Below are 23,538 nucleotides of genomic sequence, written 5' to 3' on the forward strand. Positions count from 1 at the left end.
AATATGTATAGCAAAGTCATTTGCTATACATATTTAGCGAACAATTTTTATTAGCAATAATAAGAAAATAATAATTTTTGGATACTAGAAAGGTAAATATAAAAATTGTGAGCGTATAGCAAAGTCATTTGCTATACATATTTAGCGAACAATTTTTATTAGCAATAATAAGAAAATAATAATTTTTGGATACTAGAGTCAGCGTATAATGAAAGAGATACTTTTCTTTACGGACAGGCTGCTATGCTTCAGTATGAGAGAGCAGAGGGAAAAAAGGAAGGTATAGAAATAGGATTTCATCAAGGTATTAAAGAAGGTATTAAAGAAAATCAATTATTAACAGCCAGAAATATGAAAAATAAGAACATGGAAGTTAATATTATCAGTGAATTAACTGGGTTAAGTATAGAAGAAATAGAAAAGTTATAATTAAAAAACTCTTAATATATAATAAAAGTTTACTCAGCAGATATTTTAGTAGAACAATTTTATTTATAGATAGAAGGAAAATATTAAAAATTGTGAGCGTACGACAAGTTTACTTGTTGTAGACTTTAGGCAAACAATTTTTATTTATAATAAAAGGAATAATATTATGTCAAATAAGATTGCTGTACTTTATAAAAGTAAATATGGTACTACAAGAACTTATGCTAAATGGATAGCCGATAAAGTTCATGGGGATCTTTATAATATTGATAATGTAACATTTCAAAATTTAGATACTTATGATTTTATAGTGTTTGCCGGTGCTTTGTATGCCGGAAAACTTTCATCTGCTAAAGGTATAAAAAAATTCTATAGTAAATTAAAGGGCAGAAAAAATTTATATTGCGTGATAGTTGGACTTACTAATCCTGAAGATAAAGAAACTTATAATAATGCTGTTAATCAGAATTTTAAGGCAGATGATAGAGAAAATATGAAATTTTATTTTTTAAGAGGAAGTTTAGATTTTGATAAGTTAAAAATTCACCATGCATTGATGATGTATATGCTTAAAAGAATAATATCTGCTAAAGCTATAAAAACTGAAGATGAAAAAGCATTATTAGAAAATTATGGTAAAAAAATAGACTTTCTTAATAAAACTTCAATTGAAGAAATAGTTTTGGATATAAAAAATAAGATTAAAGAACTTCAAAATAAGTAATATTTTAATGAACAAAAATATTATTTATTTTTATATTTTATGATATTAATGTTATAATAGATAATTACAATAACTAAATAATAATTCAGCTTTATATTATACTTTTATAAGAATTAATTAAATGTATTGTATTTTTATTAAATATAGTATAAAATGGATAAAAACAATAATAAAATTACTTGACTTATGTACATTATATATTATAATTCTTAATATGATTTAAAGGAGATAACATGAGCAGTGCCATATCAAATCAAATACTTGTATTTAAGATAAATAACGAATTATACGGAATAGATATATTAAAAGTTCAGGAAATATTAAATTTTATGCAGCCTTCTCCAATTCCAAACTGTCCTGATTATTTGAAAGGTATTATTAATTTGAGAGGTACTATAATTCTTGTTATAGATTTAAGAGCAAGATTCCATTTTGATGAACCTATGAATCCTGAAAACTGCGTAATTGTAGTTGTAGCAATAGGTGATAAAAAATATGGTTTGGTTGTTGACTCTGTATCAGATGTTCTTACTATAAATAGCGAAAATATTCAAGAAGATATAGATATGCATGTGGGAATAGACAGCAGATATATAATGGGTTTGGTTAAAGCTAATGAGCAGATGATTATCTTAGTTGATATAGATAAAGTTTTTGTTAAAGATGAGCTTGATGATTTAACTAATACTGTTAATAATTCTATAGTAAAGTAAGCAAATATTAATATGTCCTCACATAGAATACTTAGAGTAAATGAAAATATCAAACAGACTCTCTCTATGATTATAATGAGGGAGATAGAAGATCCTAGAATAAAGAATAATCTTGTTACTATTACAAGAGTGGATACTGCAAAAGATTTAAAGAATGCTAAAGTATATTTTGTATGCTTGCATGAGGATAAGCAAAAAGAGGTTCTTAACGGACTTAATAGTGCTAAAGGAGTTATATTTTCTTATCTCAAAAAACAGCTTACTATTAGATATGTACCAAATTTGACATTTCATTATGATAAAAATTTAATAGAAACAAATAAAGTATTAACTGATATAAAAAATTTGGATATACCAGAAGAAAATTAATCTTATATGGAAAATAATAATTTAACTGTATCAAAAAAAGAAATAATAGAGAGGCTTTCAAAGGCTGATAATGTTACTATTACAGGACATAGAAATCCGGATTGCGATTGTATATGTTCGGGGCTTGCTTTATCTTTAATTCTCAAAAATATCTTTAATAAGAATGCTTATGTTGTAAACACTGATAAAATGCAAAGAGATTTGCATAATGTAATGTTTGTTGATAAAGTAATTTTTGAGGTAAATGAAGAGACTTTGCCTAAAAAAGATGTCTTGGTTGTTCTTGATTCAGGGGATATAGATAGAATAGGGTGGATTTCTAATATATTAAATGAATATAATGAAGTAATATTTATAGATCATCATAAAGTTAGAAATATCAATGGCGTTACTATGTTTTATGATGATATCACTGCAGGTGCTACTTGCGAGATAATAGTTGATATATTTCAGGATTATCTAGATAAATTTGACAGTTCAATATCAACATTACTTTACTGCGGTATTTGTACTGATACAGGAAGTTTTATATTCAGCAATACAACAGAGAGAACTTTACTTTATGGTTCTAAATTAATGAAAGTAGGAATTATACAGGAAAATCTTGGTAATGTTGTGAGAAAGAGATATACTAAAAATGATGTTGCAGCTTTAATGGAAATATACAGAAGAATGGTAATAGACTATGACAGAAAAATAGGCTATATATGTTTGGAAGATAATATTTGCGGTACTAGTATAAAAGAGCTTGCGGTCAGTGCTTCTGATACACTTATTCAGATGGACGATGTTCTTATAGGTTTTATTATTCATGAAAATGAAGATAATTTTAGGGTAAGTATAAGAAGCAGATGCTCTAAAAATATTAGAGAAGTTGCTGAGAGTTTCGGCGGCGGAGGACATCCTAAGGCATCTGGTTTTTCTGTGTCAAAAAAAGATTATACTAAAGAAAATTTAATAAAAGAAATAAATACTAAATTAATTGATTTATTGGCTTCATAATTTCTTGAAATCTCAAATAAGTATAAGAAAAAATTCATGATAAAAGATAATATTATTATATACACAGATGGCGGATGCAGAGGAAATCCAGGACTTGGTGCTTGGGCTGCAATACTTATAAGTGAAAAGCATAATCTTCGCCTTGAGATTGGTGAAAGCGAGGATAATACTACAAATAATAGAATGGAAATGAAAGCGGCTATTAAGGCACTTGAAAGGCTTAAGCATTCTCATAACATTAAACTTCACAGCGATAGTGCATATTTAGTTAATGGTATGACCAAATGGATATATTCTTGGCAGAAAAATAATTGGATAAAAAGTGATAAGAAGCCTGTTGAAAATAAAGAGTATTGGCTTAAATTGATTGAATTATCAAGTAAACATAATATAGAGTTTATAAAAGTAAAAGGTCATTCAAATAATAAAGAAAATAATCGTGCAGATGAAATAGTTAATATTCTTATGGACGAGCATATTGAGGGCGGTAAAACAGCTTCCTTTAATGAAAAAACTCAGTATTGTTAATTTCTTATTGACATAATTAAAATAAAATATATAATCTGTTATAATTATATTATTATCATTTTTAGCTATGTACACAAGACACAAGACACAAGACACAAGACACAAGACACAAGACACAAGACACAAGACACAAGACACAAGACACAAGACAATAAAATATCCTAAATCATCTATAATATTCAAAAATAATAAAAAACCAGAAAACTATTTTTATATAATCATCAAAGGTAAAACAATATCTTATAATAATTTTATAAAAGACTCTAATTTTTTTAGTAAAAGTGGCGATATTATAGGCTTAATATCATCTATAACAAATGAACCATATTTTTCTTCAATAGAAGCTATAGAAGACTGTGAGCTTTTAGAGATAAAAATAGAAAATATAAAGAATATTCATAATAAAAATATTATTAAAAGAATATCCAATTATTTATTGTTTACTCTTGAGGTATGGCTTAGTAAATATTATAATATTTTAATTAATAACAAAATAGATTTGTATAATAAAGAAGATACACTGCTAATGGCTGAAATATACAAAAATAATGGCTTTGAAGATGCCTGCTATAAACTTTGTATTTCTCATATAAATACATTTAAACATTGTGAAAATTGTGATAATGTAATAGAGTTCTTAAAGAATTTGAAACCGGCTGATGAACCTATAAAAGTTGATAAAAATATATATAAATTTTCAAAAGGCTATTGTTTGTACACTGAACTTGATATTATTAATAATATTTACTTTATAAAATCTGGAAAAATTGGAATATATAATATAATTAATTCAAAACAGACAGCAGGAGTTATATATAAAAGCAATCATATTTTAAACTTTGTAAATCCTAGATTGGAATATAAGCCATTATTTATAACTGCAATAGTGCTTGAAGAGTCTGTAATAGAAATATTAACATATAATGATTTTATAAAAAAGTTATATACTAATATTGATTTAAGATTAGATTATATAAAAATGAATTCTTTAAAAATTATAACTACAATATTAAAAATAAAAGCCTTAAATAAAAAAAATATAAAAGAAAAAATTATTATTTTGATATATTCTATATTAAAAATAGAAACATTATTTAATGATGATATAAAAATAAAATTATTATATTCTCTGGAAGACATAAAAAATATGCTGAATTTACAAATATCTAATGATGAAATATATTTACTTCTTAAAGATATAAATCATATTGAAATTAATTTATTTAATAATATAGTAATTAAAAATACTAAAAGTTATTTTGATGAATATAAGTATTATACAATATAAATACTATCTCATTATTTAACTATTTTTCTAAAAATTAACATAATTAAATTAACATAATAATCTTTACAATTTTTATTATTTTTAGTATAATGCTTTGAAAGGATTGTATTATGTTTACTTATTTTGTTATTAAAAGAATTTTAAAAGGCATAATCATGTTTATAATACTTATGTTTATGTCTTCTGCTATATTTAATACTGTAAGCGAGAAAACTCTCAAGGCACAGATTGAAGAAAATATTAATGCTGAAGTGAGAGGGCTTAGCAATATGCGTACTGAAGATGTTGAGAATTTCATTAAAGAGAGAAGGGCATATTATTATGATATATATTGGCTTAATAGAAGTATAGGAGAGAGAATATTTATAAGAGGTATTAATACAATAACTTTTCAATTTGGGAAATCTTCTATTATGATGGATTCAAACGGAAACAGAGATGTTATAAAAATAATAGGAGAGGCACTTCCTCGTTCTATAATACTTTTTACAACAGCATCAGTTATACAGATGATAATAGGACTTATAATAGGACTTATAAAGGCAAGAAAAGCTGGAGGACTATTTGACAGAACTACAAGTGTTATAACTATGATAGTTTACGGTATGCCTACTTGGTGGCTTTCTATGATACTTATAATGGTATTTGTTTATAAGTTTAATTTATTTCCTTCAGGAGGAGTACATTCAATACCTGTTCCTACTGGTATAATGTATTATTTAGATATGTTATGGCATATGTCTTTGCCTTTGATTACATTAACATTGATAGGTTTTTGGGGGCTTTCATTTGTAGTAAGAAACATAGTATTATCTACTTTGCAGGAAGATTATATAATGGCAGCAAGAGCAAGAGGAATATCAGAAAAGTCAGTTTTACTCGGGCATACTTTAAGAAGCTCAGCTCCTCCAATAGTTACTATAACATTATTAGGCCTTCTTGGTTCTATAGCAGGTTCTATTATATTTGAGGGCATATTTTCTTGGCCGGGTCTTGGTAATCTTTATTGGATATCAGTTCAGCAAAATGATATACCTGTTTTAATGGGGAATTTGGCTATAACTACAGCACTTTATCAATTCGGACTTGTGGTTCTTGACATATCTTACGGATTTTTAGATCCTAGAATAAAAGTAGGAGGCAGGTTATAATGAAAAATAGTATAAATAAAAAACTTGCTCCATTAATAGAATTTTTTGAAGAGTTTAAAAAAGATAAAACAGGAGTTGTGGGTTTATGCATACTTGTTTTAGCTATTATGGTATCATTGCTTGAGCCTTTGCTTTTAACTTATAAAGAAGCTCCTAAACGCTGGAGAGATATCACATATTGGCAGGATAATCCGGCTTCAGCAGCTCCAGAGTGGCTTAATTTTTTTCAAAAAGAAAAGTCAGCTATTACAACTGATATAAAGCCTATAAGTGTTGAAACTAATTATATAGACGGAGAATTAAATTATAAAGCAGTATTTGAGTACGATTATAAATTTGATAAATCTCCGGTTGATTTAATTTTTCATGCCAATGTTAATGGTTCTACAGGATTAATTTGGAATGTTACAAGACCAGATGGGGAGATAATTACATTATCAGATAGTTTACATAATATAAGCGGAGATTTAAGAATATCATCATTCAATGATTCAAAAAATAGAATATTCAGGTTTTACAGAGATTCTGTACCTAGAATGCTCGCAAGACAGATTGATACCATAACAACAAATCCTATGAAAATACTTTTTAACACTAAAAAAGATGATATGGCAAAGAATTTTCAGGCATTGAAAGGTATTTATAAATTTGAAGTGAGCGGTAAATTTGCAGGAGATAATTCTAGTTTTGAAGATCCTTACATTGTATTAGTAGGTTCTATGTCCGGTATAATGGGTACGGATAATATGAAAAGAGATATATTTTCAGGTTTAGTATCCGGACTTAAATGGGCTTTATTTATAGGTATAGCTACTAGTTTTATATCGGTTATAATTGGCGTAATGTATGGAATAATATCAGCGTATTTCGGAGGATTTGTTGATAATGCTATGCAGTTTATTTATCAGATATTTATAGGAATACCTGTTCTTCCTGTGATGATAGTTATAAGTGCAATATTCAAGCCTAGTATATGGACTATGATAACGATGATGATATTTTTTTCTTGGACGGGTTCAGTTATGACGGTTCGTTCTATGGCTATGCAGCTGAAAGAAGAAACCTATATTGAGGCGGCACGAACTATTGGTGCTAGTCATTTCAGAATAATATTCAATCATTTAGCTCCATTGCTTTTGCCTTTTTCATTTGCCTCTATGGCTTTGGCTGTACCTTCTGCTATAGTGTATGAATCTTCTTTATCATTGCTTGGACTTGGTGATGCTTCAATAGTTACTTGGGGACAGATTTTGCATGATGCTATGAAAGGTTCTGCGGTTCTTTCTGGGCTTTGGTGGTGGATAATACCGCCAGGAATTTTAATTGCAATTTTGGGTATGTCATTTGCATTTTTGGGATTTGCTCTTGATAAAATACTTCACCCTAAACTTAGAAGCAGATAATTGATTTTTTATTGAATATGATTTAATCTTTATTATATTATTAATTTTTAGTATAAGGATAGTTATGCATATTATAAAGTATTCATTTTTAATTTTATTTATTACAATGTTGTTTATATCATGCTCTGATAATAAAAAATATGATATTGTACCTATAGACTCTACGAAATCTTTTGCGGTTTTAGGTTATTGTGTTCCTGCTCCTGAACATGCTATGAATGTTAAATATGCTATTGTTAATAAAAATATTGCTGAGTCCAATTTTGATTATAAAAATATAAACTATTATTACAGAGCTTCAAAACAATTAAATGATTTACTTTCATTTTTTAATAATCTTAAAGAAGAAAGAAAAAATATTGATGAAGAAACAAATATAGAAATAACAATACAAACAAATGATAAAAAAGAGTATATAGCATATTGGAATGTTAATGGAATATATTATTCTTTGTATAGTGATGAAGAAGTAGGTATTGATGATTTAGCTTTAATATTAATGAGAAATAAGGCTTTAAATTAGTTTATAATTTATATTAAATTTTTTACCGTTAGATAGATCCTCTGCTATTATGGTATTATTATAAAAATATGCTTTATAAGTGAAATATAATTCATAATTATATAAATCTAGTATTGTTTTTCTTATATCTATAAAGTTAACATAATTTTGACTGCTTTGTATTCCATTAGAAAAGTCATATAATAAATAATTGAATACTCTTTTAAATGCTAGGTTATCTGCTTTTGATAAATAAAATATGTGAAAAAGAATTTTATTATTATTATATAGTGCATCCATAAAAACAATAATGCCGTTTTTATTTATTGATTTATTATAATAAAAATTAAATTCTTTATTAGTTTTATTTAAATCTATTATCGAAAAACCTGATAAATCTCTATTAAAAACAAAATATTCATGATTATTATGATTAATTATTTTAAACATTCTAGCATCATCGCTTCTGTACTTATAAATGAGTTTATTATCCTGATTACAGTATATGCTTCTTTCGTATCCTATAATATCTTTTTGATGAATGTATCCTGAATATTTTTTATGTATAATATAATACTTATCATTTAGTATAGTTTTATTTTCATTTTCAAAATATTTGTCTGAAAATAAAATTCCGTATTTATTCCAATGATTTTTATAATAATCACTATAGTATAAATTTTCTAATATCATATTATATAAGTATATTTATTGTATAACATTTGTCAATCATTTATTATAGTAAGGTATTCGCTTTCATTATGTATTCTATCTAAAGCCGTAACATAATATATATAAGTCTGCTTTGAATTTGCTGTTTTATCTTTGTATGTTGCTTTTGAGTTTGCAGTAAAATCAGTTCTTCTTATTTTGTCTATCAATTCTATTCCGCTTTCTCCTATAGTTTCTCTGTATACTGCATAGTATGAAGAATACGAGGGGAGAAGATGTCCGTATTCATCAAGCTTATATTCATTAGGATCTGTGAATGTTATTTCGATTCCTCCGAAAACTTTTTTAATGCTTGGGTTTTCTAATTTCAAAGGCGGTTTATTCATATCTTTCATTGTGTTCATTGTAGGTACTATTGCTTTAAATATATAATTATTTTCTTTTATATATTTAATAGCATCATTTCCAAAATTTCCTGTATCTCTGTCTTTTCTATACATATTATGCATTGTAAAAAATGAAGAGCCTTTAATATATCCTTTTCCTATATTTCTGATATAATTTATTTGCTTTGACATTAAATCAATATCCTGCCAAGGTTCTATATTAGTAGCACTTCCCATTCTGTATAAGGCATGTCCTATATATATGTCGGCAAGTTTTTCATTATTTGATTTTTTTGCTTCATTAACCCACCATTTCACTATTGTATCAAAAGGTGCTGTTTTATGCTGTGAACTCCAATATACTTGAGGTATTAATGCATCAATATACATTCTATTTAATCCGTCTTTTCTTGAAGCATTATTCAAACTAGAAGTTTTTTCTCCATTGAGCATCCATAAAAGAACATCAGCATGCAAAGCATCAAAGTTAGGATTATATGATTTTGTATCGCTTCCGTATCTGCTTCCTGCATATTCAGCCAATTTTTCTTTATTTCTCCAAACTCCTGCAGGTGAAATAGTCCATTTTACATAAGGTTTTCTTGATTTTATTTCTTTATATAAATCGCTTACAAGTCTGTTGATATTATCTCTTCTCCAAGCATAAAGCCCATTTACACCATAATCATCATAAGATTTATTTGTAATATTGTATCCTCTTTTATCACCATATTTTTCAGCACTTGCTTCATCAGGCCAATCTTTATAAGTTTTTCCTCTTGCGGCATTCTGATAAAAATAATCATCGAAATGTATACCGTCTACATCATATTTTTCAACTACTTCTATAACTGAATCTGTTATATATTTTGCACTTATAGGTTCACCTGGATCTAAATAAAGTCTGTTGTCATACCAATAAATCGGCTCTAAATTATTAGAAACATAAGTATGAATGAAATTCTTTTTGGAGAATTGTTCTTTATAGCTTTTAGTTTTATCATAAGTTAAAGACATTCTGTATGGATTAAACCAAGCATGAACTTCTAAATTTCTTTTATGAGCTTCTTCAATTATAAATTCTAGCATATCTGTTTTGAATGGGTAATCATCTTTTTCATCGCTTGATTTTGAGCCGAAAAAATATCTTGTAGTAGGATTTATTTCTGATTTGAATATTACTCCGGCATCTGGTTTTACTTGTATGAATAAAGCATTAAAATTATTTTCGTATAATGTATCTAAATGTTTTACAATAAGTTTTTTCTGTTCAGATTCGCTTGCTCCTTTCAAAGGCCAGTCAATATTAGCTACAGATGATATCCAAGCTGCTCTGAACTCTCTGTAAAGAGGATTTATGCTTCTATCTTCATCAATATTTTTAGCAAGCATTTTTCTTACATCATTTGGTATGACAATATTCAAGGTCTGACATGATGTTGCTAATAGTATGATTAAAGATATTGCTGCAATGATTTTATTCATAATTTTTATTTTTATTATTGATAAATATTTTAGAGATTATATATTTAATGATGATAACAGTCAATATATTAAAAATAGCTTTTATTTATGTTTATAATGTATATTATTTAATTTAGTTCGTATGTATAGTAAAATAATATTCAATGATATTTTGATTTTATAATGTGAATTAAATAATTATAATGGAGTTCTATTTATATAGTTAACATAATTTTTATTATTAATTTCGGATTCCAAAACAAATTTTTTACCACTTCCATATTCTAAAGAAAATTCACTTCCGTTTCCGCTGAGAGTTTTTATGTAAATAGTATGATTTTCAAAATTATTGTAATTATTTTTATGTGTATATATTTTTACATCTCTTATATTTCCAAGAAGTATATCATTTTCACCAACTTTAAAATCTTTTTCTTCGGCACATAAAAGCATAGTGCCATCGCAGCATCCGCATGATATATGAAATATTATATTTCCATTTTCTTCTTGAAGTTCTTTAATTAATTGTAAAGCATTATCATCTGCTATGATTTTATTATTCATAAGTACTCCTATTTTATTAAGGGATTACATTTTATAATGCAATCCCTCCATATATAATTATTAATATTATTAATTAAAAGAAGCCTAATTTTTTAGGAGAATAGCTAACTAAAATATTTTTTGTCTGCTGATAATGATCAAGCATCATTTTATGAGTTTCTCTTCCTATACCTGATTGTTTATATCCTCCGAATGCAGCATGGGCAGGATAAGCATGATAACAATTAGTCCAAACTCTTCCCGCTTTAATACCTCTTCCAAAACGATATGCTTTATTTATATTTCTAGTCCATACACCAGCTCCAAGTCCGTACATAGTGTCATTAGCTATTTCTAAAGCCTCTTCATCAGTTTTGAATGTAGTTACAGACAAAACAGGTCCGAATATCTCTTCTCTAAAAATTCTCATACTATTATTGCCTTTAAATATTGTAGGCTGTACATAGAATCCATTAGCTAATTCACCTTCCAATATATTTCTTTCTCCTCCTATCAAAACTTCAGCACCTTCTTCTTTTCCTATTTTTAAATATTCTGTGATTTTATTTATTTGATCTTCACTTGCCTGAGCTCCCATCATAGTATTAATATCGAGGGGATTTCCTATTTTTATAGCTTTTACTCTTTCTAAAACTCTAGCCATGAATTTATCATATATTTTTTCATGTATTAATGCTCTTGAAGGGCAAGTACAAACCTCTCCCTGATTGAATGCAAATAAAACAAGTCCTTCAATAGCTTTATCTAAAAAGTCATCATCTGCATCCATAACATCTTCAAAGAATATATTAGGAGATTTTCCTCCCAATTCTAATGTTACAGGTATGATATTTTCTGTAGCAAACTGCATTATCTGTCTTCCCACGCTAGTTGATCCTGTGAATGCTACTTTTGAAATTTTAGGGCTTGTAGCTAATTTTTTGCCTATTTTTCCTCCGCTTCCATTAACTACATTCAATACTCCTTTAGGTATTAAATCTCCTATGACTTCCATGAGAACTAGTATGCTTGCAGGAGTAGGGCTTGCAGGTTTTAATACAATACAGTTTCCTGCTGCCATAGCCGGTGCTATTTTCCAAGCTGCCATAAGTAAAGGGAAATTCCAAGGTATAATTTGTCCTACAACCCCCAATGGCTCATGGAAATGATATGCTATAGTATCATCATCTATTTCGCTTATAGTTCCTTCCTGTGTTCTTATAGCACCTGCAAAATATCTGAAATGATCTGCTGATAATGGTATATCAGCATTTAAAGTTTCTCTTATAGGTTTTCCATTATCCCAAGTTTCAGCATAAGCTAATAGTTCTAGATTTTCTTCTATTCTTTCAGCTATTTTTATAAGAATATTAGATCTTTCTGTAGGAGATGTTTTAGCCCAAGCATCTTTTGCGGCATGAGCAGCATCAAGAGCAAAATCTATATCTTCATCATTTGAAAATGGTACTTTATTGATTACGACACCATTTATAGGACTAATATTATCAATATATTTTCCGCTTTTAGGTGCTATCCATTCTCCTCCTATATAATTTTCATACTGTTTTTTAAATACATTTGAATAATCTTTATATTTACTCATATTTTCACACTCCATTTTTTATTTTATATAACTAATAGTATATAAAATAAATATATTTATTCAAGTAGTTTTGAACATTATTTAAATTTTTATTTTATTATTTTTATTTTTAATATTCTTGTTATGTATAGTATATATAATATAAATATTAAATTATTATATAATATATTTTTAAGAAACTTGACAATAAATAGCTTTTTGTATATATTGTCAAAATGCTTAGTGATATTTTTATAGATATACAAAAGAATAATAAAGAATGGCTTAAGAGTAAAGAGGGCAATGAATTTGAGGACAGATTTGAAGCTTCTCTGAAACGCTATGGATTTAACAGGAGAATGTCTTCTGATAAAGAAATAAAAAATATACTTTCATCTATAAAAAATGATATTTTGGATAAAAGCTCTGATAAAGTGATTGATAATGTTTATGCTTTAGAAGATAAGAGTATGGAGAATTGCTTTATATGTCAGCCTTACGGCAGTCAGAATTTTCCAGACTTTCTAATCTTTACGGTCAAAAAAATTATAGCTATAGAAATAAAGTACAGCAGCGGTAAATCTTCTAGCCCTATGTGGAATAGTAATTTACCAAAGGCTAATGCAATTTATATATTTGGTTCTTATGGAAGGGGAGATGTTACTTTCTTTATAGGAGATGATGTTCTTCCTATGAATGAGAGAAATGAGTTAATAAAATTTTTTGAAGAGATAAAGAAACTTGAAGATAATTTTAAAAATAAGATGAAAAAAGAAAGCAAAAATAATTTGTTTGCATATAAATTTGACAGAGGTTTTAATGTGTATGTAAGACGAGCTTATGAACAGAATAAAACTATAAATGAAAATGCAAAAATAGATTATTTTCTTCATGAAGATAGAATAAAATGCGAAAATAATGTAATAGAGTTTTGTAATAGTTTATAATTTTGTAAGAGAGATATGATGCCGGAAGAGTATACTAAAGAAAGTTTTGATTATCTTAAAAATACTGATATAGAAAAAAGAAAAAGACTAGGGCAGTATTTTACACCTAAAAGTATAAGAGATTTGCTTTTAAAAAGATTGATATCTATTTCAGAAAAAAAAGATAGTGTAAAAATATTAGATCCTGCATGCGGAAGCGGGGAGTTTCTTTTATCATGCAAAGAATATTTTAATGATGTTAATCTTTATGGTTTTGAGATAGATGATAGTTTAGTTTCAATATCAAAAAAGTTAATAAATAATGCTGATATAAAATGCATAGATACTTTGAAAATAGATACAGAAAAATCTGTAAAATATGATTATGTTATAGGAAATCCTCCTTACTTTGAGTTTAAACCAGACAAAGAAACAAAAAAAAAATATTCTGATATAATAAGCGGAAGGCTTAATATATTTTCTATATTTATAAAATTAGGTTTGGAGCTTTTAGAAGATGAGGGATATTTAGCTTATGTGGTGCCTCCTTCTATGAATAACGGGGCTTTTTTCAGTAAATTAAGAGAATATATAATTAATAACAGTAGTGTTGAATATCTGCATATTGTAGAGGGTTCTGATAATTTTTATATGGCAAATCAAAAGGTTATGCTTTTAATACTTAAAAAAACTAATAGTCATAAAAATAAAAAATATATATTCTCAAAAAATGGTATTACAATATTCACAGAGGATAAAGCATTTTTAAATAAAGCATATAAAGATACTATAAGTTTAAAAGAAATAGGTTATGAGGTGAAAACAGGAAGTATTGCTTGGAATAAATATAAAGAAAACCTTACAGAAGATAAAAATAATGCCATACCTTTAATATATTCATCAAATATAGTTAATGGAAAAATAGTTATACCAAATAAAAGAAAACTTCAGTATATAAGAAATATTCCAAAAGATTTAATAATACAAAATAATGTTATAGCTGTTAATAGGATAACAGGCTCGCATAAAAACATTAATATAAAATCGGCAATAGTAAAAGAAAAAGAGTTTGTATGTGAGAATCATGTGAATGTTATATATCCTTTAGAGAGTTATAATAAAGATTATAGTTTAGAATATATTTATAATGCTTTAAATGATGAAACTAATATAAAAGTATTAAGTCTTATAACAGGAAACACTCAGGTATCAAAAACAGAATTAGAAAGGCTTCTTCCCATAAAGATTATTGATAAGGTATAAATATAATGAAATACAGACCAAAGTATAAATTTGAATTATTGGATTATGTAAAAGATGAAAATATTAATCTTTCTAGTATAGATACAAGTGATATAATTGATATGTCTTATTTATTTGAAGAGAGTAAAAGAAAAAATTTTGAGGGCATAGAAACTTGGAATGTATCTAATGCAGCTGATATGAAATGCATGTTTAAAAATGCTGAATATTTCAATGCTGATTTAAGTTCTTGGAATGTGTCTAAGGTTATTGATATGACTGAGATGTTTAGTAATACAAAATATTTTAACTGTGATTTAACTTCTTGGAATATTAATAATGTCAAATACTTTGAAGATATTTTTGACAATGCTTATTCATTTAAACATATAAAAACTATTTTGAAATTTTATAATAAATGTAAAAGCAGAAATTATAAAAAGAAACTTCAATCAATGCTGGAAACTCTTGATATAAAAGAACTTTATATAGAATTAAAAAATGATAGAGTTAATTATAAGAAAAATAAAGATTTCATAAAAAAGATAGAAAATGTTTATTATGATAATATTAAAGAGTTGATTTTTTTATAAAAATATAATAATTAGTATATGGTTAATAATAATATTTTTTAAATATTAAGATGCATAATTAAAAATCATTTTGTTAGAAATATATCTTTTGAAATTTTAAATTCTTTAAATAGTTAGAAAAATCTTCTCAACTTGATGTTTATTTTATATTATGAATGTAAATTGCTATATTATATTACTATAAAAATAATTATATTTCTATTTGAAATAATTATAATTTTATTGTATAATATGCAAAAATTAGGGGAGCTTTAAAAGGCTGAGAGTAAGTTTTAATTTTTATCTAATAAACTTAGACCCTTATAACCTGTTGGATAATGCCAGTGTAGGGAAATATTTTTTTAAGTTTTCTAATATTATTTTCATTTTCTCATTTTTATACACTCATTATTTTCATTAAGGTTTCTCTAAATTATTAATTTATATTTAAGGAAATTTTTATGAATAATATTTCAAACTCAGAAAATGTATTAAGTAATAATGAATTAGCTAGCAGTAAATATAGTAAATCGTCTTATTTGAAATTTATTGTATTTAGTTTTATAGGCGTATTCGTATTATTTATACCTATTCAAATAGGAAATGTTAAATCTATACCGATGGATCATTTGGTTAATCTTATAAGAAAGATTCCTTTTGTTGATCCTTATTACGGTATTTTGATAACTATGTTTGGAAGTATATATCCTTTTATAAGTAAGTCTTGGAATAAGAATAAAACGGAAATATTTTTTTCATTTATAAAATTATTTTCTATTCCTTTTATTATAATGGCTTATTTCAAATTAGGACCTTCTGATTTTCATAAACCTAATATGCTTCTTTTTTCTTATAATCTTCTTACTCAGATAGCATTAATTAATAGTATAGGTTTTATATTTTTATCATTTTTAGTAGATTACGGACTTATGTCTTTTGCTGGTATATTCATGCGCTGTATAATGAAGCCTATATGGAAAACTTCGGGAAGGTCTTCTTTAGATGCTATAGCTTCATTTGTAGGCAGTTATTCTATTGCTCTTTTAATGACAAGCAAAGTTTATAAAAAGGGGTATTATTCAAAAAAAGAAGCCTGCATAATAGCTACAGGATTTTCTACTGTATCTACAACTTTTATGATAGTGGTTGCTAAAATGTTTGGAGTTATGGATAAATGGAATATATATTTTTTTGGTACTATGATAATTACATTTTTGGTAACGGCTATAACTGTAAGGCTTTATCCATTAAGAAGCAAGCCTAATAATGGATATATGGATAAAGAAGTTAAAGAAGAGCCTGTATATAAAGGCGGAAATATTTTTAAGTTGGCTTTTAATGAGGCCGCTGATACTGCTAGCCGTGCAGATAATTTTTTCATCGGTGTTATGAAGAACTTAAAAGAAGGGCTTATGGTATCTATTTCTGTAATGCCTAATTTTATGGCTATAACTTTTATTGGGCTTTTAATAGTTAATTATACGCCTATATTTGATATTATAAGTTATATATTTCTGCCGATTACAAAATTATTAGGTTTAGGAGATGAGGCTTATATAGTGGCAAAGGCTTGTTCTGTTACATTAGTAGAGATGTCATGCTCTTCTAGTATTGTTATGTATGCTAGTCAATTTGCTAAGTCTATTGTGGCTATAGTTTGTGTTGCTGAGATTTTATATTTTGCTGCTCCTATACCAGTGATGCTTGCTGTTGGAATACCAATAAGCATAAAGGATATGATGATAATATGGGTTGAGAGAATAATACTTGCTTTATTATTTGCTGTGCCTTTTGCTTATTTCTTTTTAAGTTAATTAAATAATAGGAGTTTTTTATTTATGAAATGTTATATTATAGATGCTTTTGCTGACAGTGTTTTTAAGGGCAATCCTACAGCAGTATGCATATTGGATAAAGAAATATCGCATGAACTTATGCAGAATATTGCCTCTGAGAATAATATTTCAGAGACAGTATTTACTATAAAAAATAAGGATAATAATTATGATGTTTATTGGTTTACTCCGGAATGTGAAATAGATTTCTGCGGACACGCTGTACTTGCTGTAGGATATGCTATATTAAATTTTAATGAGAGAGATTCTAATTCAGTTAATTTAAATACTAAAGAGGGTATATTAACTATTAAGAAAAATGGTGATTTATATGAAATGGATACCCCTAAATATAATTTGAAGACTATGAATATTACAGATGATATAATAGAAGCTATAGGAGGCATTAAACCTATTGAAGCATATATTGGACGTGATATAGTATGCGTATTAGAAGATGAAAATCAGGTTATAAATGCAAAAGTTAATTTAGAAAAAATAAAGCAGATAGACGGATTATTATTTCATATTACATCTATCGTGAAAGATAAATCTAATATTAATTATGATTGCGTAACTAGAACTTTTGCTCCGAAACTAGATGTTGATGAGGTTGATGTATGCGGTTCTGGTCATTGTCATATTATACCATTACTATCTTCTAAATTAAATAAATATTATTTTGAGGCATTTCAATATTCTAAAAGAACGGGAGTATTATACTGCAATATAAAAGATAATAAACTTACTATATCAGGCAAAGCATGTTTATACTGCATTTCGGAGCTATTTGTTTAGTAAATATAATTAGCAAAAATATAATAATAAAAAAATCAAAAATAATTTAAGAATAGAATTATAAGGAGTAAATATATGAGTACATTAAAAGATGAAATATTTAAAGCAATTACTGATATGAAAGCTAAAAGCCCATTGGTTCATAATATAACAAATTATGTTGTTATGCAAATTACAGCTAATGCCTTGCTTGCGGTAGGTGCTTCCCCTGTTATGACAAATGAAAAAGAAGAGTTTGAAGATATGCTTTCTATAGCTTCATCGCTTGTTATTAATATAGGTACTTTGACAAAACTTTCTATAGAGGCTATGCATAGTGCTTGTTCTATAGCAAATAAAAAAAATGTTCCATTTGTTCTTGACCCTGTAGGAGCAGGAGCTACAAAATTAAGAACTAAAACTGCTATAGATATAATCAAAAATTATAATCCTAAAGTGATAAGAGGAAATGCCTCTGAGATAATGGTTCTTGCAGGTGATAGTATCAAAACCAAAGGAGTAGACAGCACTGCTAATGTTAATATGGCTTTGGAGGCTGGCAAACATTTAGCTAAAGAGTATAATACTGTTGTAAGTATAAGCGGAGAAACTGATATTGTAACAGATGGAAATAGAGTTTTATATGTAAGCGGAGGCTCTCCTTTAATGCCTTTAAATACTGGTATGGGCTGTACTTCTACTGCAATTACTGCTGCTATGCTTGCGGTGTCTGAACCTTTAATTGCTGCTTCTTCTGCTATGTGTATAATGGCTGAGGCTGGAGATATGGCTTCAAAAAAGGCAGATGCTCCTGCTAGTTTTGCTGTTTCATTCATTGATGAGCTTTATAAACTTAATATAAGTAATGCTTCTAATAGAGTAAGAGAATAATATTTTAATTGATATAATTTAATAAAGAATAAATATTTCAAAACAATATATAAATTAATTGACTTTTTATTATTGGGAGTTGCTAATAAACAATGGGCTTTTTTATATTAAAGTCCATTGTTTAAGAGTTTTTTGTTTATTATAATTGCTAATCTTTTATTTTGGCTGCCATTATATTCGCTGCTATCGAGCCTGATATATTATGCCATACGCTGAATATTGCTCCCGGTACTGTTGCTAATGCCATAGATGCAAAATGTGTTGCTGCTAAAGAAGTGGCAAGTCCAGAGTTCTGCATTCCTACTTCTATGGATACTGCCTTGCATTTTGAATTACTTAATCTAAATAATTTACCTAATAAATAACCTAGCAAGTATCCCAAACAATTATGAAGAACAACTACTATTATAACTAAATAACCAACCTGCATTAATCTTTGTGAATTAGCAGATACTACAGCAGCTACTATTGCTACAATCGCAAGTACAGATATTAAAGGAAGTATTTCTTTTATACTGCTTGTAAACTTATAAAAGAATTTATTTATTAAAAAACCTAAAGCTATAGGCAGTATAACAACCTGAACTATTGATATAAACATGCTAAAAGCATTAACATCAACCTTTTGTCCTGCATATAGAAGTGTCAGAAGCGGAGTTGCAAAAGGAGCAAGTATTGTTGATACAGAAGTCATACCAACAGATAATGCCACATCTCCATTTGCTAAATATGTCATAACATTTGAAGAAGTACCTCCCGGACAAGTACCTACAAGTATAACTCCTACAGCAAGTTCTGCCGGAAGTTTAAATGCAATAGAAAGTAAATATGCAAGTAAAGGCATTATTGTAAACTGAGCTATAGCTCCTATTATAATATCTTTTGGTCTTGTAAATACCACTTTGAAATCTTCAAGTTTTAATGTAAGCCCCATACCAAACATTACTATCATTAAGAGATAATTAACATAACTCGTCTTTATGAAACTTACTGTTTTTGGAAAGAATAATGATACAGCAGCTACTATTAATACAATTACTGCCATGTACTTTCCAAAAAAATTACTTATTTGTTTTAATGTTTTCATTTTTTTATCCTTAATTGTATTTTTATATTTTATTTTATGTACTTACTATTATTGTACTGTTCTAAATCTATAATAGCTTTTAATATCATTTCTTTATCAGCTTTAGATGTACTTATATTTAAATCATCAAGAGCAAGTGTACCGTCTAATGCAGTATTAAAATCTTCATCTTCTAAACTAAAATTATTTATGCCTATATCTTTTAAGCAGGTAGGAAGAGACATAAATTTATTAAACTTAAAAATATCCTCTCTGGCATCGTATTGTTTATCCATAGTAAGAAGCAGTAATATACCATATGATACTAATTCGCCATGCAGTAATTTTTCTCCTATTCTTTTTAATTTTGTTAATTCGTTATGCAAAGACATATGATAATTATCTTTTATCATTACAGATGTTAAGCCTACTGTGTATATTATATGAAGTATAACTCTGTTTAGAACATCCGACGATTTTTTATTTCTAAAATCATCTACAGCTTCTGAATAATATTTTAATATATCATTAGAGCAGTTTTTTATAACTTCTATACCTAAGAAATTTTTGTAATTTAAATTTTCATCTCTTGTATATAATAATGCTTCATACTGTTTAGAAAGTGCATCTGATATACCGGCTATAAAATAATTTTCAGGAGAGTTTAATATAACATCAGTATTTATAAATGTATGTAAAGGCGGTCTTTTCAAATTAAACATTTCTCTAAAACTTCCGTCATTATGATATATAACAGATGAACAAGTTACAGCAGCACAGTTTGAAGCTAATGTTGGAAATGTAAATACAGGCTTATTCATCATATCGGCTAAAACCTTTGATGTATCTAATGCTCTTCCGCCTCCTACAGCAAATATCATATCGGCTTCTATAACTGCTTTTTTTTCTTTAAGGAAATCTACATTTTCAAAAGTTGAATTTCCGCCATAGTGAAGCATTCCAGTTATACTTATGTCTTTTATATTATGTAGTATAAGCTCTATTGATGCCTGAAGAGATTTTTTGCCGGATATTATAACAGCTTTTTTTCCATAATTTGAACATATATCATATATATATTGATAAGCGTCTTTTCCTATACTAAAATTAGGTAAAAATAAATTTTCTGTACTCATTTTTCAATCCTTTTAATTAATTTTATTATTTAAAATTTTAAGTAAGTTATTTTTTAATTCATTAAATTATTTTATTATATAATGTCTTTCTTTCTATCACATCTATTGAAATTAATAATTAATAATTAATAATCATATTTTTCTCCTTATCAAAAATTTTTTTATTTAAAATAAATTTAGTCTATGCTTATATCAGCTATAAACTAAACAATTTTTATCCTGGCTTAAAAGATAGGAACCAAGCAGTCTGTAATATTAATTTTGTATAATGACTTTTAGATTATTAGTGCTTTTATTTGATGTTATAGTTAAGAGAATAAACTATAACATCAATTTGTTTTCATTAAAAATTATTTTAATATAGCACCAGTATTAGCAGACTGAACAAGTTTTCTATATCTTCCAAGCCAGCCTCTAATTTCTTCTAAAGGTTTAATAGGAATCTCTTTTCTTCTTTTTTCCATTTCTTCATCAGAGATTTCTAAATTGATTTTATGATTAGGAATATCTATACTTATGATGTCATTTTCTTTTATAAAAGCTATTTCTCCGCCGCTTGCAGCCTCTGGAGAAACGTGTCCTATAGAAGCACCCCTTGAAGCACCAGAGAATCTTCCGTCAGTGATTAAAGCAACATCTTTATCCAGTTTCATACCAGCAAGAGCAGAAGTAGGGTTAAGCATTTCACGCATACCAGGTCCGCCTTTAGGTCCTTCATATCTTATAACTACAACATCGCCTTTATTTATTTTACCAGCGTATATAGCAGCTATTGCAGATTCTTCACTGTCAAATACTCTTGCAGGTCCTTTATGTACAAGCATTTCATCAGCAACAGCAGAACGTTTAACAACGCATCCGTCTTTGGCTATATTGCCCCAAAGTATGGCAATTCCTCCTGTTTTGCTGTAAGGATTTTCTATATTTCTTAAAACATTATTATTTTTATTAACAGCATCTTTTATATTTTCAGCTATTGTTTTACCTGTAGCAGTAAGAAGCGAAGTATTTATAAATCCGCCTTTATCAAGCTCTTTCATAACAGCAGGTATTCCGCCGGCTTTGTATAAATCTTCTATATAGTTATGACCTGCAGGTGCTAAATGACACAAATTAGGAGTGCGGTCGCTTACTTCATTAATAGTTTTTAAATCTATTGGTATACCAGCCTCATTTGCTATTGCAAGCAAGTGAAGTACACTGTTTGTAGAGCAGCCCAATGCCATATCCACAGCAAGAGCATTTTTGAATGATTCCGGAGTTATTATATCTAATGGTTTTATATTGTTTTTTAATAATTCCATAACCTGTATGCCAGCTTTTTTAGCAAGTAAAGTTCTCGCAGAATATACTGCAGGTATTGTTCCGTTTCCGGGAAGTGCTATACCCAAAGCCTCAGAAAGACAGTTCATACTATTAGCAGTATACATACCAGCACAAGAACCGCAGCTTGGACAAGTATTTTGTGCATATTCTTCTAATTCAGCATCGTTTATAAGATTAGCCTTTTTTGCTCCTACAGCTTCAAATATATTAGATAAACTTATTTTCTCATCGCCATGATCGCCCGGAAGCATAGCTCCTCCGCTTATTACTATGCCCGGTATATTCATTCTTAAAAGTCCCATTATCATACCCGGAACTATCTTATCGCAGTTAGGTACTAGTACAACTCCGTCTAAACCATGTGCTATAACCATACTTTCAACAGAATCAGCTATTAACTCTCTTGAAGGAAGCGAATATTTCATTCCTAAATGTCCCATAGCTATACCATCGCATACTCCTATTGAAGGTATAAGTATTGGAGTTCCTCCGCCTATTAAAACTCCAGCTTTAACAGCCTGAGAGAGTTTATCAAGATGTATATGTCCTGGTACAATTTCACTATATGCAGAAATAATTCCAATCAGAGGTCTTTTTAATTCTTCATCTGTATAACCCATAGAGTAGAATAATGATCTGTTAGGTGCTCTTTCATCACCTTTTAATACTCTGTCGCTTCTTAAAGAACTATTTTCTCTGAAACTCATAATTATTTCTCCGCTTAATAAAATTATTATTTTTGTAAAATTGTAATGCATACATTCTATTAGCAGAATGATAAAAAATCAAGTATTTTTTTATATTTTTTTATTATAAAATAAATTTGGCGGCTAAAAGTGTTATATAATTAAAAAATATTCGATTAAATTATATCTATAATGAGGTTAAGAAAATTCTAATTCTTGGCATTTGATGAGTAGTTTAATTAATTGCTAAAATATTTATATTTAAATTATAATTTAAATATAATTGTTATATATGTTTTATAATACATTAATATTTTATTAAAAA

Annotated in this window: 22 protein-coding genes, 1 pseudogene and 1 riboswitch; of the genes and pseudogenes, 16 read left to right on the forward strand and 7 right to left on the reverse strand. The window is 27.5% G+C overall.

From position 1 onward, the window contains the following. Positions 1-198: 198 nt before the first annotated feature. The 10 genes and pseudogenes from BFL38_RS09005 to BFL38_RS09050 all read left to right on the forward strand — a co-directional run. Positions 199-429, forward strand: a pseudogene (locus BFL38_RS09005) (Rpn family recombination-promoting nuclease/putative transposase); the annotation flags it as partial. Positions 430-595: 166 nt separating this feature from the next. Then, the gene (locus BFL38_RS09010) at positions 596-1,153 is read left to right on the forward strand and encodes a flavodoxin domain-containing protein (RefSeq protein WP_069726749.1); all 558 of its coding nucleotides are present in this window, start codon (positions 596-598) and stop codon (positions 1,151-1,153) included. Between the two features lie 233 nt (positions 1,154-1,386). After that, positions 1,387-1,866, forward strand: coding sequence for a chemotaxis protein CheW (locus BFL38_RS09015; protein ID WP_008732832.1), 480 nt, complete (start codon positions 1,387-1,389; stop codon positions 1,864-1,866). 12 nt (positions 1,867-1,878) lie between these two features. Beyond that, positions 1,879-2,235, forward strand: coding sequence for a 30S ribosome-binding factor RbfA (rbfA, locus tag BFL38_RS09020; protein WP_069726750.1), 357 nt, complete (start codon positions 1,879-1,881; stop codon positions 2,233-2,235). A 6-nt stretch (positions 2,236-2,241) separates the two neighbouring features. Further along, positions 2,242-3,237: a DHH family phosphoesterase gene (locus BFL38_RS09025; protein ID WP_069726751.1), complete on the forward strand. Its 996-nt coding sequence runs from the start codon at positions 2,242-2,244 to the stop codon at positions 3,235-3,237. A gap of 36 nt (positions 3,238-3,273) precedes the next feature. Next, entirely contained in the window at positions 3,274-3,765 is a 492-nt protein-coding gene (rnhA, locus tag BFL38_RS09030; RefSeq protein ID WP_069726752.1) for a ribonuclease HI, read from the forward strand. A gap of 67 nt (positions 3,766-3,832) precedes the next feature. After that, positions 3,833-5,053: a cyclic nucleotide-binding domain-containing protein gene (locus BFL38_RS09035; RefSeq protein ID WP_176720571.1), complete on the forward strand. Its 1,221-nt coding sequence runs from the start codon at positions 3,833-3,835 to the stop codon at positions 5,051-5,053. Positions 5,054-5,163: 110 nt separating this feature from the next. Then, positions 5,164-6,204, forward strand: coding sequence for an ABC transporter permease (locus tag BFL38_RS09040; RefSeq protein WP_069726753.1), 1,041 nt, complete (start codon positions 5,164-5,166; stop codon positions 6,202-6,204). Continuing rightward, positions 6,204-7,607, forward strand: a complete 1,404-nt coding sequence (locus BFL38_RS09045) for an ABC transporter permease (RefSeq protein WP_069726754.1) — start codon at positions 6,204-6,206, stop codon at positions 7,605-7,607. The genes BFL38_RS09040 and BFL38_RS09045 overlap by 1 nt, the downstream gene beginning before the upstream one ends. 64 nt (positions 7,608-7,671) lie before the next feature. Continuing rightward, positions 7,672-8,130 (forward strand): hypothetical protein, encoded by a 459-nt coding sequence (locus BFL38_RS09050; RefSeq protein WP_069726755.1) that lies wholly within the window; start codon positions 7,672-7,674, stop codon positions 8,128-8,130. On the opposite strand, the gene BFL38_RS09055 is transcribed toward BFL38_RS09050, so the two are convergent. From BFL38_RS09055 to exaC, 4 genes are all read right to left on the reverse strand, one after another. Next, the gene (locus BFL38_RS09055) at positions 8,122-8,802 is read right to left on the reverse strand and encodes a hypothetical protein (RefSeq protein ID WP_069726756.1); all 681 of its coding nucleotides are present in this window, start codon (positions 8,800-8,802) and stop codon (positions 8,122-8,124) included. The two genes, BFL38_RS09050 and BFL38_RS09055, sit on opposite strands and share 9 nt — an antisense overlap. Before the next feature lie 32 nt (positions 8,803-8,834). Further along, positions 8,835-10,652 carry a glycoside hydrolase family 10-like protein gene (locus tag BFL38_RS09060; RefSeq protein ID WP_069726757.1) on the reverse strand — a complete coding sequence of 606 codons (1,818 nt, stop codon included), beginning with the start codon at positions 10,650-10,652 and terminating at the stop codon, positions 8,835-8,837. Positions 10,653-10,829: 177 nt separating this feature from the next. Next, positions 10,830-11,195: a DUF779 domain-containing protein gene (locus BFL38_RS09065; protein WP_069726758.1), complete on the reverse strand. Its 366-nt coding sequence runs from the start codon at positions 11,193-11,195 to the stop codon at positions 10,830-10,832. A 73-nt stretch (positions 11,196-11,268) separates the two neighbouring features. Further along, complete coding sequence (gene exaC / locus BFL38_RS09070) at positions 11,269-12,777, reverse strand: acetaldehyde dehydrogenase ExaC (RefSeq protein ID WP_069726759.1); 1,509 nt, start codon at positions 12,775-12,777, stop codon at positions 11,269-11,271. Positions 12,778-12,992: 215 nt separating this feature from the next. Here exaC and BFL38_RS09075 point away from each other — a divergent pair, with 215 nt between their 5' ends. The 6 genes from BFL38_RS09075 to thiM all read left to right on the forward strand — a co-directional run bounded on the left by BFL38_RS09075 (position 12,993) and on the right by thiM (position 18,999). Then, the gene (locus BFL38_RS09075) at positions 12,993-13,703 is read left to right on the forward strand and encodes a type II restriction endonuclease (protein ID WP_069726760.1); all 711 of its coding nucleotides are present in this window, start codon (positions 12,993-12,995) and stop codon (positions 13,701-13,703) included. Between the two features lie 18 nt (positions 13,704-13,721). Then, positions 13,722-14,945, forward strand: a complete 1,224-nt coding sequence (locus BFL38_RS09080) for an HsdM family class I SAM-dependent methyltransferase (protein ID WP_069726761.1) — start codon at positions 13,722-13,724, stop codon at positions 14,943-14,945. A gap of 5 nt (positions 14,946-14,950) precedes the next feature. Then, the gene (locus BFL38_RS09085; protein ID WP_069726762.1) at positions 14,951-15,517 is read left to right on the forward strand and encodes a BspA family leucine-rich repeat surface protein; all 567 of its coding nucleotides are present in this window, start codon (positions 14,951-14,953) and stop codon (positions 15,515-15,517) included. 232 nt (positions 15,518-15,749) lie between these two features. Next, positions 15,750-15,866, forward strand: a riboswitch (TPP riboswitch). Between the two features lie 91 nt (positions 15,867-15,957). Further along, positions 15,958-17,310, forward strand: coding sequence for a YjiH family protein (locus BFL38_RS09090; RefSeq protein ID WP_069726763.1), 1,353 nt, complete (start codon positions 15,958-15,960; stop codon positions 17,308-17,310). A gap of 24 nt (positions 17,311-17,334) precedes the next feature. After that, entirely contained in the window at positions 17,335-18,129 is a 795-nt protein-coding gene (locus tag BFL38_RS09095; protein ID WP_069726764.1) for a PhzF family phenazine biosynthesis protein, read from the forward strand. 75 nt (positions 18,130-18,204) lie between these two features. After that, on the forward strand, positions 18,205-18,999 hold the full coding sequence (thiM, locus tag BFL38_RS09100; RefSeq protein ID WP_069726765.1) for a hydroxyethylthiazole kinase: 795 nt from the start codon (positions 18,205-18,207) through the stop codon (positions 18,997-18,999). A 148-nt stretch (positions 19,000-19,147) separates the two neighbouring features. Here thiM and BFL38_RS09105 read toward each other — a convergent pair whose 3' ends face one another. The 3 genes from BFL38_RS09105 to ilvD form a co-directional block, all read right to left on the reverse strand. Further along, positions 19,148-20,086 (reverse strand): bile acid:sodium symporter family protein, encoded by a 939-nt coding sequence (locus BFL38_RS09105; RefSeq protein WP_069726766.1) that lies wholly within the window; start codon positions 20,084-20,086, stop codon positions 19,148-19,150. Positions 20,087-20,115: 29 nt separating this feature from the next. Then, entirely contained in the window at positions 20,116-21,201 is a 1,086-nt protein-coding gene (locus BFL38_RS09110; protein ID WP_069726767.1) for an iron-containing alcohol dehydrogenase family protein, read from the reverse strand. Between the two features lie 350 nt (positions 21,202-21,551). Beyond that, a complete protein-coding gene (gene ilvD, locus BFL38_RS09115; RefSeq protein WP_069726768.1) occupies positions 21,552-23,234 on the reverse strand; it encodes a dihydroxy-acid dehydratase in 1,683 nt (560 codons plus the stop codon). Positions 23,235-23,538: the final 304 nt, after the last annotated feature.

The organism is Brachyspira hampsonii (assembly GCF_001746205.1).
GTDB lineage: Bacteria > Spirochaetota > Brachyspiria > Brachyspirales > Brachyspiraceae > Brachyspira > Brachyspira hampsonii_B.